Source organism: Salinicola sp. V024, from assembly GCF_052645315.1.
On record NZ_JBQXYB010000019.1, the window covers coordinates 1 to 14047 of the forward strand.

The 14047-nt window shown below is 62.1% G+C and carries 17 protein-coding genes; all 17 read right to left on the reverse strand.

The annotated features are described in order from the left end of the window. A partial coding sequence (locus ACUN9V_RS18590) for a phage minor tail protein L (RefSeq protein WP_445512459.1) occupies positions 1-687 on the reverse strand: 687 nt, incomplete at its 3' end. Then, positions 684-1022: a phage tail protein gene (locus ACUN9V_RS18595; protein ID WP_445512460.1), complete on the reverse strand. Its 339-nt coding sequence runs from the start codon at positions 1020-1022 to the stop codon at positions 684-686. The genes ACUN9V_RS18595 and ACUN9V_RS18590, both read right to left, overlap by 4 nt. Positions 1023-1031: 9 nt before the next feature. Further along, positions 1032-3626 (reverse strand): hypothetical protein, encoded by a 2595-nt coding sequence (locus ACUN9V_RS18600; protein ID WP_445512461.1) that lies wholly within the window; start codon positions 3624-3626, stop codon positions 1032-1034. 68 nt (positions 3627-3694) lie between these two features. Beyond that, the gene (locus ACUN9V_RS18605; protein ID WP_445512462.1) at positions 3695-4063 is read right to left on the reverse strand and encodes a hypothetical protein; all 369 of its coding nucleotides are present in this window, start codon (positions 4061-4063) and stop codon (positions 3695-3697) included. A 75-nt stretch (positions 4064-4138) separates the two neighbouring features. After that, the gene (locus tag ACUN9V_RS18610) at positions 4139-4387 is read right to left on the reverse strand and encodes a DUF1799 domain-containing protein (protein WP_445512463.1); all 249 of its coding nucleotides are present in this window, start codon (positions 4385-4387) and stop codon (positions 4139-4141) included. An 83-nt stretch (positions 4388-4470) separates the two neighbouring features. Further along, positions 4471-4812 (reverse strand): hypothetical protein, encoded by a 342-nt coding sequence (locus ACUN9V_RS18615; RefSeq protein WP_445512464.1) that lies wholly within the window; start codon positions 4810-4812, stop codon positions 4471-4473. 9 nt (positions 4813-4821) lie between these two features. Beyond that, complete coding sequence (locus ACUN9V_RS18620) at positions 4822-5754, reverse strand: phage tail tube protein (protein ID WP_445512465.1); 933 nt, start codon at positions 5752-5754, stop codon at positions 4822-4824. Beyond that, positions 5741-5911, reverse strand: a complete 171-nt coding sequence (locus ACUN9V_RS18625) for a hypothetical protein (RefSeq protein WP_445512466.1) — start codon at positions 5909-5911, stop codon at positions 5741-5743. Before ACUN9V_RS18625 ends, ACUN9V_RS18620 begins: the two co-directional genes overlap by 14 nt. A 33-nt stretch (positions 5912-5944) precedes the next feature. Continuing rightward, the gene (locus ACUN9V_RS18630) at positions 5945-6352 is read right to left on the reverse strand and encodes a phage tail terminator protein (protein WP_445512467.1); all 408 of its coding nucleotides are present in this window, start codon (positions 6350-6352) and stop codon (positions 5945-5947) included. After that, the gene (locus ACUN9V_RS18635; RefSeq protein ID WP_445512468.1) at positions 6349-6924 is read right to left on the reverse strand and encodes a hypothetical protein; all 576 of its coding nucleotides are present in this window, start codon (positions 6922-6924) and stop codon (positions 6349-6351) included. Before ACUN9V_RS18635 ends, ACUN9V_RS18630 begins: the two co-directional genes overlap by 4 nt. Beyond that, positions 6921-7229, reverse strand: coding sequence for a head-tail joining protein (locus ACUN9V_RS18640; protein ID WP_445512469.1), 309 nt, complete (start codon positions 7227-7229; stop codon positions 6921-6923). The genes ACUN9V_RS18635 and ACUN9V_RS18640 overlap by 4 nt, the downstream gene beginning before the upstream one ends. Beyond that, a complete protein-coding gene (locus tag ACUN9V_RS18645; RefSeq protein WP_445512470.1) occupies positions 7229-7576 on the reverse strand; it encodes a DUF2190 family protein in 348 nt (115 codons plus the stop codon). Before ACUN9V_RS18645 ends, ACUN9V_RS18640 begins: the two co-directional genes overlap by 1 nt. Positions 7577-7698: 122 nt before the next feature. Continuing rightward, a complete protein-coding gene (locus ACUN9V_RS18650) occupies positions 7699-9861 on the reverse strand; it encodes a ClpP-like prohead protease/major capsid protein fusion protein (RefSeq protein WP_445512471.1) in 2163 nt (720 codons plus the stop codon). Then, positions 9761-11362, reverse strand: coding sequence for a phage portal protein (locus tag ACUN9V_RS18655; RefSeq protein WP_445512472.1), 1602 nt, complete (start codon positions 11360-11362; stop codon positions 9761-9763). The genes ACUN9V_RS18650 and ACUN9V_RS18655 overlap by 101 nt, the downstream gene beginning before the upstream one ends. Beyond that, positions 11355-11573, reverse strand: a complete 219-nt coding sequence (locus ACUN9V_RS18660; RefSeq protein ID WP_445512473.1) for a hypothetical protein — start codon at positions 11571-11573, stop codon at positions 11355-11357. Before ACUN9V_RS18660 ends, ACUN9V_RS18655 begins: the two co-directional genes overlap by 8 nt. After that, positions 11570-13543 (reverse strand): phage terminase large subunit family protein, encoded by a 1974-nt coding sequence (locus ACUN9V_RS18665; RefSeq protein WP_445512474.1) that lies wholly within the window; start codon positions 13541-13543, stop codon positions 11570-11572. The genes ACUN9V_RS18660 and ACUN9V_RS18665 overlap by 4 nt, the downstream gene beginning before the upstream one ends. Beyond that, the gene (locus tag ACUN9V_RS18670; RefSeq protein ID WP_445512475.1) at positions 13518-14012 is read right to left on the reverse strand and encodes a terminase small subunit; all 495 of its coding nucleotides are present in this window, start codon (positions 14010-14012) and stop codon (positions 13518-13520) included. The genes ACUN9V_RS18665 and ACUN9V_RS18670 overlap by 26 nt, the downstream gene beginning before the upstream one ends. Between the last annotated feature and the right edge of the window lie 35 nt (positions 14013-14047).

Genomic DNA, 14047 nt, shown 5'->3' on the forward strand with positions numbered 1-14047 from the left:
CCGGGTCGGCAACGGGTTGTTGGCACCGAAGCGGACGCGACAGTCGGAAAGGCGTTTGCCGCATACGTCTTTCGATTCGTCATCCACGGCGTCGCCCTGCTGGTCGAAACACGCCGACCCGGTATATGGGCAGCTCACGCCCTCGTAGACGAAGCGCGAGCCGTTCCAGTAGCGATAGGTATGGGTACAGGTGTCGCGCAGACACTGCCGCGCCGGGATCATCCGGCCCTGCTGATCGAGCGAGATCGATAGCGAGAACTCCAGCGTTCCGCGCGCCGGGATCTCTTCCGGCTTCTGTTCGATGTGGTACTCGTCCACCGGGAAAGTCGCCTCCGGGTCCGGATCGGCACCGTCGTCGAGGTGGTTTGCGAACGTCCGGATGCGCTTCACCGGCGCGCCGATCAGATCGTTGGTGGCCAGCAGCATCGAGACGATCGAGACCTCCAACGTCGAGAGCCGCATCGACGGCGTCGGCAACGTGCCCTTGCCGTTCCATTCGAAGCCGTCAGCCTCGATCGGCACCGGCGTATAGGCATAGCCGTTGAAGTGAATCGGCCCACCATCCAGCGCGGTCTGGTTGCAGAATCGCAGAATGCCGGCTTCCCACTCCCGCGCATCAATCTCGAATAGCGTTACCACCGGCTCCTGGCTGACCGACTGGGATTCGCGTGCAATGATCTCGTTCATGCGAACACCTCCCGGAATGCCGCCGATACGCGCCAGAAACGCGCATTGACCTCTGCCTTGGCGACCGAGTCACAAATCCACTTTCGCGGGGTCGTCTCGGTCGGCTCGGTCCATAGAAATGGCGTCAGCCCAAGGCGGGCTGTCAGGAACGGATAGACTCGGTCAAACTCGTCCCGCGTCAGCGAGGACCACTGCACGTTCGCCTGGTGTTTCACGTAATTGATACCAGCGGGCCGGCGCTGCTCGTAGCCGTCGCCGTACTTGATCGTATCGACATTGGCCTGGGGCGTGATCTGCGGCTCCCAGTCCATCGGCACATCGGGTAGGGTGTCCATCGGCTGCCCTTATTTGGCCAGCAGCCCGCCGGGCCGCTGTTCTTTCATGATGAATTGGCGCATCTGGGCCTCTGCCTGGTCGCCGACGGCCTTGCCTTGACGGCGGGCATCCGCATCGCTCATGCCAGGCTGCGCCTGTACATGCACTGCCATCTGAACAGTCACGTCACCGCCCTTCCCGCCGTAGTAGTGGCTCTGGTTGGCCGCGTTGGCGCGGTTCAGGTACTGCTTCAGGTCAGCATTGGTGCGCTTGTCGACGACACGCTCGTTGTCCTCGAGCAGCCAGGTTCCAGCACGCGTGTTGTCGATCCCCTCATGCGCTTGACCTACGAGACTCGTCGACGCGATCGTGCTGACGATGCTTGCCGTCTCTGCTGCCACGACGCCCATTGCCGGGATATTGGTCGGGAACGGGAGCGCGGCCGCGTTAGCGATGCCTTGTTGGATCTTGATGATCGAGTCGGCAATGGCGAATGCCTTGGAGACCGCGAACATCGATTGATAGATGCCGCTCTGCTCACCGGCAAAAGACTTCGAAAGGTCCGCCAGGTTGCCGAACAGGTCGGAATAGCCCATCAGCCTGGCTTGTTGTGACTGCTGGTCGATCGCCAGCATCTGCGACGCCCGGTCCTGCTCGAGCCCCGCGATCACCGCGTTGTACTCGTCGGCCTTGTCAGCCTCGGCTGTTTTGAAGTCCTCATACATCGCGATGCGTTCGGCATACCACGCCTGCAGATCAGCACGCTCTTTCTCTATGCGGTTGGCTTCACCGAAGGCGCCGGAGTATTGCGCGTCGAGCCCCTGCACCTGCGGCGCACCATCGCGGGCCTGATCGGTGATCGCCTTGCCCACGTTGCGCTCGGCGATGCGGCCGGTAGCCCCGCCGATCTGCTGGGCCTGGTCCCGTTGATCGAACAAAGTGCCCAGGCTTTGCGCGTTGACGAAGCTGTCCAGGAGATCCTGTTTTTGCTGGAGCATATCCAGCTCGGTCGCCTGATCGACCAACGCCTTTTTCCGCTCGTCGCTGAGCTTGCGCAGCTCGCCGAACTCGGTGTCGTAGCGCACCTGCGCGGCCTGCCCCACCTGACCCATCAACGCGATCTGCTGGGCCATGCTGTCGCGGGTCGACTCGTAGCGCTGCTGCAGCTGCTTGGCGGCTTTCTGGGCTTCGCTCTGGGTCGTTTTCTGTGTACCGTTGAGCTTCTTGAGCTGATCGTCGATATCGGCAATGGCGCGCCGGATGGCTTCGGCTTTCTCGGGCTCCTTGTCGAGCGCGTCGGTCAGCGTCTTGCGATCGGCGAGCAGCTGTTGGCGCTTTGTATGATCCGCATCATAGGCAGTCAGCAGCGGCTTGATCGCGCTGGCCAGCCCATCCATTGCCGATGAATCCTCATCGGTCGCATCGGCATGAGCCTTTGCTGCGCTACTGGCACCGCCGATACCCGCGACCAGCGCGCCAAAACTGTCGAAGACTCTCCCGTTGACCGTGGCCAGTTCGGTCTGCTTTTCGGCCAGCTTCTCGTTGACCGCCTCGACGCTGGCATACCCATTGCCAATCCGGTCGAACCAGTTGCCGTTAGCCAACGTCTGCAGATAGTCGATCTCGGTGCGCAAGGCATTGCTTCGAGACATGTCGACGCTGAAATCGTCGCCGATGCCGAACTGACCGGATGCCCAGACCCGCAGCTGGTCATCGATCGTTCCCACCTGACGCAAGAACTGAAGCGAGCCCTTGGCCAGACCTTGGGCCATCTTGGCGCCGATGCTGGCGACGTCATTCAATGCCTGCTGGAAACCAGGATCAGAAACGAGGTCGTTCAACTCGCCCAGGTTGTCAGTGGTCTGGCTGATCGCCGGCGCCACGGCAATGGTCAGGCGATTGGCAAAGCCTTCAGCGAAGCCAGTCAGGCGTGTCAATCCGTTGCCGGCGTCGACGAGTGCCTTGTTCTGCTCTTCGTCCAGCGCGTAGCCAAAGTCGCGCGCTTCATCGGCGGCAGCTTTCAGACCGGCGGCGTTGTTCTCCAGCAGCGGTAGCAGACGCGAAAGATCGTTACCCAGAGATTCCAGCGCGTTGATTCGGGACGCACGCGGTAGTTCGTTGAGCCGCTGGGAGATAGCCAGCAGCTGCTCATCGGGGCGCAGGTTGATCAGATCCTGAACCGACAGACCCAGGTTGTTGATGACATCCAGCGCCTCGCCGCCGCCGTTGGCATAGGCGTCACCGATCTTGTCGGAGACGTCCTTGAGAATGTCGCCCATGGCGTCACTCTCGAGCCCAACGCTTTTGGCCGCGTATTGCAGCTCCTGCAGCCGCCCGGTGGAAACACCGATAGAGCTAGCCAGTGCTGCCGTTTCTCGCGCAGCGCTGGCCTGACGCGCAACCATCGCCGCGAAACCCGCTGTCGAAAGGCCCAAGGCACTCGTTAGGCCGCCGGCGATACGTGTCGCCGAACGCCAGCTGGCCGACAGGCTTTCGGTGCTGCTGCGGGTTTGTTTTGACTGCCGGTCGAAACGCTCCAACTCTTCCCGGTTGGCTTTGACAGCGCGCACACCGCCTTTGCCGTCACCCGAGATGATGATGCCGGTTTCGAATTTCTTGGCCATGGGGACCTCAAATTTCAGGCATTAAAAAACCCCGCCGAGGGCGAGGTCTTTAGTAGCTGGCCGAACGGCTAGCCTTTGAATTCCAACAGCCACTGGATGGCCTTGGGAGAACACTCCAGCGTGAGACGCTTTCCGCCCTCGATATCCAGCTCGGCGACGTTGCGCTTTTCGCGCAGAAACCCGACACCGAAACCGATCAACAGCCCCACAATAGCCCCCAGCAGATTGAGCACTACCAGGCCAATGCCCCCTAATATCAGCATCGCCACCAGGCCGCGCGAGAAACTGAAACCGCCATCGCTATCCACTCGCGTGTCGATGCTTTTCACCTGGTCCGGCTTGAATAAGTGCTTCTTGCCTGACTTCACCACCAGCGTGTTATCGCGGCTGATATGCGCCGAGCCTGTTGTGCCAAACGATCCCCCGATGACTTTCATCAATCCCCCTGCGCGTATCACTTTGTGTCGTATCCGCAACACTAGGCCACGATAAGCGTCGGCTGGCAACGGTCGTCAGTCATTGATCACTTCCATCGCCCCGCGCTCGATCTGCCCTACCTGCTCGAACACCTGCCAGGGCTCGGCGATACCGCGCAGCCGGATCACAGCCTCGAGCGCGCCATAATCCAGCCCCTGATAGATGATCGACTTGCCGGTGGAGATCGTGCGCCATTGGCTGCCGCACGACAGAAACACCTGCAGCGCGTCCCAGTTTTCGGGCCAGCACTCGGCCGTTTCCGGCTCGAAGTAGCTGTCAGGCAATGAAACACCCAGTATCTCGGCGTCGCTGGCCAGCTCGTTCTTTCCACCTGAGCCGGCGCCGGCCCAATGCCGGCCCAGGTCTCTCAGTTTTTTTGGGCGGCCGCCGCGTGCCCTGCCTGAGCGCTGAACCAGCTGCGGATCAGCGGCCCGCGAGTATGCGGCCATTTCAGGAACCACTCGCGCAGCGAGGCGTCATCCTCGATCGCCTTGCCTTTGCCATCGGTAATGCCGATCAGCTCGACCAGGTCGTCCTCGACCAGCTGCTCGTCGGAGACGTTGCCGGCGTTGATCTCTTTGATCTTGGCCTGACTGTCATCAACCGGATACAGCTTCCAGCGCGCCTGGCAGGTGTTCGGCTCGCCCGTTTCCGGGTCGACGATAGTCACGTCGACCTTGATGGTAGTGATATCGCTTTTGACGATCATGGTCTGCCCTTAGGTATAAGTGATGGTGAATTCGTCATCGCCCTGGTCGGGGTTCAGACGCATGCCCATCGAGTAATGAGTGGTACCGCTGCTATCGCTGCGGCTGATCGTGGACAGCTGGACTTTCGGCGCGGCGGCCGTGACGATGTTGCCGGGCTTCGTGCCATGGGTCAGCGAGACTGGCTCGAGCGAGATCACCTCGTGGCTCTCGATCGCCGCGAAGTAGTTCTTGGTGCTGATGTCTGGCGCCTCGATCTCGACGTTGCCGGCACTATCTCGATCGGTCACCTCAGACTGTTCTTTGCCCAGCTTCGAAACGAATTCAACATCATTCCCCGCATTGAGACTGAGCGATTGGAGAACAGCCTTAAAGCCGTGAACACTTCGATCAGGCGTGTTTTGGTTGTTCACGATCAGCTCTGCAACGATGTTGGTCGGCTGCTTATTGATCGGATTGGCCAACGCTTCAGGACGCTTGTAGAGACCCGTGAAGGTGAATGACATCGTCGGGTATTGTTTGACTGTGAAAGACCATTCCACCGTTCCGCGAGCCCCGGGGACTTTCTGCAACTGACCGTCTTCGACAAACCATAGGCATACCGACTCAGCATTGTTTGTCACTGGCTGGTAGGTAACCGACACACCCTCTTCGACGCTCTCTGACATCGAACAGGCGCGCAGCAATAAGCCATAAGCCGGAGGCGTACCCACAGTACCGGAGCCCGCAATGGGCACCGTAGCCGTCACAGTGGCGTAAGGTGCCGCGTTGGCTTCGGGCACGGCACCGAAATACTCACGCAACCTGTCTCTGGTGACTCGATCCCCTTCATAGGGACTGTTGTCCAACTCCGAAACGGTGATAACGACGGCATTTTCTAGGTCCGCGCCTGCGCCATCGGCGGCTTCTGGGGCAGCGAGCAGCAGCTTTTTACGCATCTTCATCGTCGTCTGGCTCCTGGGTGGGTTCGGGTTCGACGGCCGTTACCGACGCGTCTGCGGGTTCCGCCTGCGGCTGGACGGTTTTCTTGCCGCCACTGAAATGGGCAAGCTCGGGCTTGCCGCCGCGCAGCACGTAGCTGCCGCCGGATCTTGCGGGCATGGAGGTTACCTCTCGAATTGCGTTATCGATGACCTAACGGATATGCGTGTCGGTCGACCACATCTCGAGCCACCACACATAACGGCCTTTCACGTCCGCCTGCTGGCCGCTCTGGTATTCCATCGGGTCGTGGTAGGGGCTGAAGTCGTGGCCGAACAGCGCTCGGCGCACCTGTTTGCGCAGCTCACGGAACTGGTCGCGCGGGGTGACGATCCAGATGCCATAAACCTGCTTGACCGCTTGCACTGGCCGTAACGTCTCCGCCGCGCCTTCGGCTGCATCGTTCTCGATGTAGACGAACGCGGCGGGTAGCTCTTCGCTCAGGTCGTCGATCGGCTCGGCGAACCAGGCCTCGTTGACGCTCTGCAGCAGGTCGCACTCGGCGCGCAGGCGCTCGATCACTTCCAGTGTCAGATCGTCGCCACTGGCAATCTCGCTCATCCCTTGCCTTCCTCCTCGAGCAGCACTTCCAAGCGCCGCGAGAACTCACGCGGCAGCACGTCTCGCGCCACGTCGGTCGCACCGGTGATCACGGATTCATGCGCCACCATGCCGGGGATCGACGGGCCATACTGCGTCCGCGGCGATCCGTCCTTGGCGCGGCGCATCACCTCGCCCTTGGCGTACCAACCGCTGCGCACCACCTGCCGGCCCTTATCCTTTCGGACTCGAACAGACACGCGCCGGCGCGTCGTTTTGAACTGGTTACCTCGGCGGCTAGTCGCCACGACCTTGACCTTGCGAGTCGTCGGCTTGAACGTCGACAGCGGCAGGCGACCGCCGATGTAGACCAGCGCCCGCGTTGCCATCTGCCGATACTTCCGGATCTGGACCTTGCCGTTGAGATCCTTGGCCCGTAGCGGGTAGACGCCGCGAACTTCGCGGGAGACGTAGGTCCGCACCCGGCTCGTCGCCGTGGCAACCGATTGCCGCAGCGCCTTCTCGACGATCTTCTCGTCGAATCGGTTTTTCAGCTTCTGCAGCCGGTTGATGTCGTACTTGTACTCGATCATCCGATCTCCAGTTGGCGAAAATCGCCGTCGTCGGTGAGCGTGGACAACACCTCCCAGGTCTTGCCGTCGATGACGATCTCGTCGCCGCGCTGATACGTAGGCACCAACGACACCGGCACTTCGACCGCCTTCACCGGGGTGGGGAGCTGATCGCCCTCCTTGTAAACCTCGAAGGAAAGATTCAGCTCGTACGGCACGCCCTCGATCGTCTCGCCGTTGTCGCGCCGGTACGTGGCCAGGCCGTCGGCCAGGTTTTCAGCGAGGACGCGGTTAGCCCGCGCCATCGCTTTGGCGAAGCGGCTCATTACGCGCCGCTGGCGACACTCGCCAGACCCTGGACGATGAACACCGTCGCGACGCCATCGGCTGAGTCGGTGGTAAGCGCACCGATCGGGCCTGCACTATCGGCGGCGCCGGCGGCGACCATCTCATCGTCGAGCATCGAGACGCTGGCACCGGCGACGAGTCCGGACGCGCAGGGAACGTCTTTCCACTCGCCATAGGTATGCCCGACGAACTCTTCGCCCGCGTCAGCGCTATCGAGCGGCACCAACACCAGCGCGCCAAGCACCACGGGGATCCCGGACGTCACGCCGCCAGCGGGGGCGATCATGGTTAGAGTCTTGCCGGAACCGTTGAAATTCTTAGCCATGGTTGGCTTCTCCTATTCGTAACGATCTATGTCGTGACAAATTCACGCTTTGAGAAAGGCGCCCACAAAAAAACCGCCAGCGGCGGTCATCGGTGGGCGCGGTTTATTTCGACTAGCTGTGATCAGTTGCCCGGCAGCTTCACCATGGTGCGGTAGCTGAGCGGGGCGACGCCGGCATCCATGCGCACCTTGAACACAGCACCGTCGACCGTGAAGCCCTGCTGCTGCTCCAGGTACGGCGAGCTATTGCCGTCCAGATAGGCCACTTCGATGGTGTCGAACTGGTTCGGATCGGCAGCCATGTAGCTGGTCGTTTTGCTTTGCTCGTCGAGGCGCGCATCCGCGATCACCTCGGTCAGACCGCGCACTGGGTTGGGTACACGCGCTTCGGCCAGGGCCGGGTCGAACTCGGCGGTATAAAGCGCCTTGGTCGTGGACTCCATCGATACCGGCGTCAGGTGATACTTGGGCCGGATATTCAGCGTGGCGTTGCCTTCCTTCTGCATGGCCATCATGGTCTTGGCCTGGTCGATGCGAGCGATGGAGAGCGCACCGGCAGACAGCTGATTGCCGCGATCGACACTAAACAACTTCTTGCTGTCGCTCATCGTCGGGTTGGAGCCCAGCAGCGCATAGACCAGGTCGCCGACGGTACGGATTGCGGCGCGGCCCATCATGCGCGGGATGCGCTGCAGCGCCGACAGGTCGTCGTTGATGATCGCCTGACGGGTAATGCTCAACAGCTCACCGTAGGTGGCCAGCATGATCTGCTCGCCGCGATCACCGACGCTCGCGTATTTGTACTCCGCGCCCTCGCGCACCTTGCGCAGCGACGGGAACGTGGTCAGGTCGACACGCTGCATCGGCCGGAAGTCCGGCAAGCTGCCCTGGGCGGTCCATTTCTGGAACGTCTCTTCGGCTTCGTCGTAGCCCTTGAGCATCTGGCGACGCGCCACGTCCGCCAACAGGTGCCCGAAGTCGCTAGAGGTGTGCGTGAACGCCGCCCCGACGATCGACATGCGGTCGCCGCTGTAGCTGGCGATACCCACGCCCCGCTCGGAAAGGGACGCGCGCGCCATTTCCATCAGCGTCATGCCGGCGTAGGCATTGTCCTTTTCCAGCTTGTCCAACTGGACCCGGGCCGCGATCGCGTTGCGGACACCATCACCAACGATATTGCCGTTTCCGGCATGCACGCCGTGATCGGTTCGCGGCGGCGCTGTTGGCTCGGTATTCGCGCCGAGCGCTGCGAGCAGCTTAGCCTGCGCGGTTTCGGCGTTGATGTTCATGTCGTCCAGCAGCGTGTCGCGCAATTCGTTGTGCTGCGGGAACGGCTGGAAAACGGCACGAACGGCGTCGCGGCGGGTGCGTTCTTGCTCCCGGAACTGCTGCATGGTCGGCGCAGGCTGACCACCACCCTGCGGCTGACCACCGGCAGGCGCGCCGCCTAGCGGCTGGCCACCGTCACCTTGCCCACCGGAGGGCGCACCACCTTGCGGCTGGGCGCCTTGAGGCTGACCGCCAGCGGGTTGGCCACCTTGCGGCTGACCACCTTGAGCGCGCGGCGCCAGTAGATTTTTCAATGCTTCGGGCATGTGCTCGAACTCCTGCAGTCGTTTCGATTTGAGCGATGCCGCCATGGCCAGCGGCTCCACCAGTTGATCGGCGAAGCCGTGCTCCACCGCTTCGGGACCGGATAGCCAGGTTTCGGCCGCAAGCCAGCTGCGGATCTCGTCCTCGGTTTTTCCGGTCTTCTTCGTGTACGCCGTCAGCAACGTGGACTCGACCTTGTCGAGCAGCTCCGCGTAACGGCGCATATCGTCGGAATTGCCACCCTGAATGCCCCACGGCTTGTGGATCATGATCATGGCGTTTTCAGGGATGTTGACGATGTTCCCCGCCATCGCGATGACCGAGGCCATCGACGCCGCCAGCCCATCGATATAGACGTTGATCGTCGCGGGGTGGTTGGCGAGCAGGTTGTAGATCGCCATACCCTCGAAGACATCGCCGCCGGGGCTGTGAATGTGCAGGTTGATGGTCTGCACATCGCCCATGGCTTTGAGATCTTGCGAGAACTGCTTGGCGGTCACGCCCCAGGCGCCAATCTCGTCGTAGATGGCGATCTCGGCGACGCCTTGGGCGACGGCGCGGATCATGTACCACGTCTGATTCCCGACCTGATCAATCGCCGTTTTCGTTGCCGCCATCGCCATCGGACTGGCGAAGCTGCCGGTTACGATCGCGGGCAGTGTCAGGCTTGGTGTTGCCGTACTGGTCTGCACCGTTCTTGCCTCCGTAGTTCTCGTGATAGGCGTCAGAGCTGAACACCAGCCCCTTCTCGCGGTTCTCCGCGATCTCGTCTTCGCGGCTCTGTTTCAGCTCCTGCGGGTTGCGCCCGCGGGCTCGCGCCACTTCGCTCTCGTCGGCAAAGCCCGCCGAAACCAGCTGCTCCCATGCATCCGCTTCGCGGCCGGGATCGATCCACGGCATGACCGGACCAAGATAAAACGCGTTGTAGAGCGTGCTACGGTCGAGATCCGGTGGCAGCTTGATCCGGCCGCTGGCCACGGCCATATCGACAAAGCTGCGATAGACCCGCCGCGACCACTGATCACGGAACTGGCCTTGCAGCAGGTCATACCCCAGCTGCGCTTCGACCAGCTCCTGACGCTGGGCGCTGTAGGTGCCGTTGTAGTCCCGGTTCGCCGTGGAGTAGCCCATGCGCGTACCGGCGGCCACTGCGCGAACCATCGCGCCCCGAAACCCATCCAACAGTGCGCTGGGGCGATTCGACTGGATGGTGCCGACGTCCTCGCCGGGCATCAGACCGTCGAACACCATGCCGGGCGCAATCGGGATCGAGCGAGCGCCGCTGGGCAGCTGCGACTGCCCGGGCTGCTTTGCGCCCCCACCCTTTGCCGGATCGTCGTACATCAGGGGCTCGCCCTTCTTGATGTACATCGTCATGGCCGCCGCGATGCGTGCCGCGACGCGCTCGCTTTCCTCGTAGTCCTTGAGGTCCGCCAGCCGTTGGATCACCGCATGGAGAACCGAGATCCCCCGCGACTGCTGCAGGCGCTTGCGATGCGCCAGATGAATCATGTTTTCCGCCGGCACCCGCTTGGTCGCCAACGAAAACGCCTTCATATCGCCGGGGTGCTGCTTGTAGACGTGATACGCCCGGACGCGCCGCCAGGCATTGCGCTCAATGCCGGCGAAAATCCCCTGACCGGGGTCGTCGAAGTGGATCGGCATAAAGTCCGCTTCGAGGCATTCCAGCGCGTAGGGAACATCGGTCAGGTGATCGTAGAACGGCACGCGGCCGCGCAGCTCCTGCGCCAGCACCTCGCCATCGCGCAACCAGCTGCGCACGACAAGCCGCTCCATTTCCGGGCGCGTCATCTCGCCGGTGGTTTCGGGCCTGAGCGACCACGCCGCCCACTCGGCTTTGAGCTGCTTGGCCAGCTCTCGATGCCGTTTGCCGTCCAGCGTTAGCGGAATCGGCTCGACACCCATGCCGTCAGCACCGACGATGCGTTCCTCAAGACGGTCAAAGATGCCCGTCACCAGGTCGTGGTTTTCATCCAGCCACCGAGCTTGCTCGCGCAACGAACGACCGCCGATCTGCGCGGTCATGTCACCACTCAGCACCGACCCTTTGGCCTTGTTGGTGCGGGTGCGATCGGCGGCTTCGTAGGCATTGAACATCTGCCGGGCGGCCGCGCGACGAGCGCCCCACTGCGGCGCCATGGCCGCGATCGCGCGTTCGAGTGCGTTACTCATCGACGAACCTCGCAAAGCTGCAGACGCCGCCACCCCGTCCTCTGAGTTGCTGAACGCGGCGCTCCCAATACTCTCGGCCTTTCCGGATCTCGCCGAGATTGGCCATGGTCAATGTCCGCCCGTTCTTCGAGAACGACTGACCTTGTAGCACCGCCGTTTCGGCTTCGATGTAAAAGCCGACCATGCTTTGCGCTTGCTGGGTTGGGGTCATACCCACGCCCCTCCTGAAGTCTGTAGCCAGCCGCCCCCGTTGCCGCTTGGCGGTGGCGTGACGGGCGGTGTCGGTGGTGTATCGTCGTCATCCGGCGCAACGGCAACCGGGCCATCAAGATCGAACCCGAAACGCTCCTGCGAGATCCGCAACGCGGCCAGCGCCAGCACCGCACAGTCGAGCCCTTCGTTTCGTCGACCGCCGGAATCCCAGCGATAGACGGCGCGGCCCTGGACGATTTTTCGAACTTTGATCTCGGCGGTGATCTGCTTGACCTCGTCGCTGTCACAGATGGCATCGTTCGCCGGCAGGTGAATGCAACCAGGCACCGGCTCGCCCGCGTTGGGCTGGATCTGCAGACGATTGAAGATCAGTTCCTTGGCGTTATCCGTGCCGATCTCGGTCAGGAACACGCCCTTGCTGTTCCGCTTGCGCGGGAAATTCTGGATCGGCTTGCCATAGACGTTCGCGCCCCTGGTGGGAATGGCCCACTGAATGCCGTGGCGCTTCGACGCCTTGTAGACCTCATCGGTGTAGTGGCCGCCGGAATCCCAGCACCACCGCACCACTGTCATGCGCGCGCCATCCGATCGGGCGTAGGTCTTGTGCATCCGCTCGCCGACCTTACGCAGCAACTCGGCACCCGCTGGATCGCCGTAGACGATCCAGCGGTCGACAAGCCACGATTCTTCCTGCTCGCCGTACGCATAGACGCGACCTTCGTAGCGGTCGTCCTGCGTATCAATTCCGCCGAACAGCCCCACCGCACGGTCGGGCACTTCCGCGAACACTTCGCGTCGGTTGTAGAGGATTTCCCAATCGAGCTTTTGCCCGGCAGTGTCGTCCCACGTCTCGCCTAGCGTCGTGTTGACGAACGTCTTGAGCTTGATCGGATCGCCCTTGGCGTTCAGAAAGTCGTAGACAATCTGGGTCCACGTGGTCAGCGGGCTGTAGGCTGTCCAGATGTAGAACGACACCGCGCGTGGCGTGGCAATGGGCTCGTCGTCGACGCTGAGCCACTCGATACCGTCACGGGTCCAGATGCCGGTTTCGTCGCAAACGTAACGCCCCTGGGCGATGTGGAACTCGCGCGACTCATCGTGCAATTCGTGCTGCCGAATCACACAAGCATTGTGCTCGCACTGGTAATACGCGGAATCCGGCTTACCCTCATCCCACTTGATGCCGTAGGCGGACTCCTTGTCGCCCCACTTGAGCACCTGCTCTTCGCCACAATGCGGGCACGGGACGTGGAAACGCAGCCGCACCGGCGCCTCGGCGGCGGCCTGCTCCATCATGCACTGGCCGGCAATCTTGAGCGTCGAGCCACGGATAGACTTGCGATAGGTGGCGCCTTCCAGGCGCTTGTCGCCCAGGCTGGTCGGTGTCCCTTCCTTCTCGATGTCCCGGTCGAAGCCGGCCAGCTCGTCGTAGATAACGACGTCCGCCGAGATCTCTCGATAGTTGCGGGCAGCTTTACCACCGTGGCAGATCAACTGCTTACCGTTGGCGAACACCTTCGCCGAGATCGTGTTGTCGCGGTGCTTTTTGCCGTACCACGGGGCCAGCGCCCGCACCGCCCCCACGTCGCGGATCATCGTCTCGACGTGGGTTTTCATGAAGCGGTCGCGGTCGTCGTCCGTCGGTGAGAACGTCAGACAGTTGCGCTTCTTGTGCTGGGCGAAGTACCCCAGCGCCGCCAGCAGCATCTTGGTGTAACCGAGTCGCGCGGACTTGGCGACGTTGACCACCTCAATCTGGTCGTTCGTCATCGCGTTGAGAATCGCGCGCTGAAACGGCAGCGTCTGCCAGCGGCCTTCGTGGTAGCTCGACTCCGACGACAGATAGAAATTCTCATCAGCCCACTCGACGCCTGTCACCGGCGGTGGCTTGTACAGCGCAGCAAGACCGGCGCGCACGCTCTTGGCGAACTCGTCGGCCTGTTCAGGTGTTGGCGTCGATGTACTCATCAAGGAATTCCGGCAGGCGTTGGTCGAGCCCCGCCGCCAGGTTCCGCGCCTTGCTCAGCTCCCGCGCGAGAGTTTCCAAGTGGCGCACCTCCAGGTCGGGGTGCTTCCGCTTCATCGTCGAGGCCAGCGTGTCGAGTATCGTGGCGATCTCGGCACCCGTTCGGGACAGCGCAAAGATGGCGAATTCGGCTGGCACGGACTGCCGCGCGGCAATGGCGTTTTTCTGCTCTTGCCCCTCTGCCTGGGCGGCGGTCAGCCGTCGACGTTCGACCGCCAACTTGTATTCGATGAACGGGTCGATTTCCTCGTCGCCATCGGTTGGCTTTGGTTGGTGCTTCTCGGCCTGATGCGCCAGCCGTCTTTCGACCACGGCGGCGCAGTCGAAATAGACCGACCGCCCAACCTTCGCCACCGGCTCGACGTCCCATTTATCGAAGGCTTGCGTCGAAATCCGCAGGCTCTTGGCCATGTCGGTTTTGTTCAGCCAGCCGGGGTGAAGCTGGG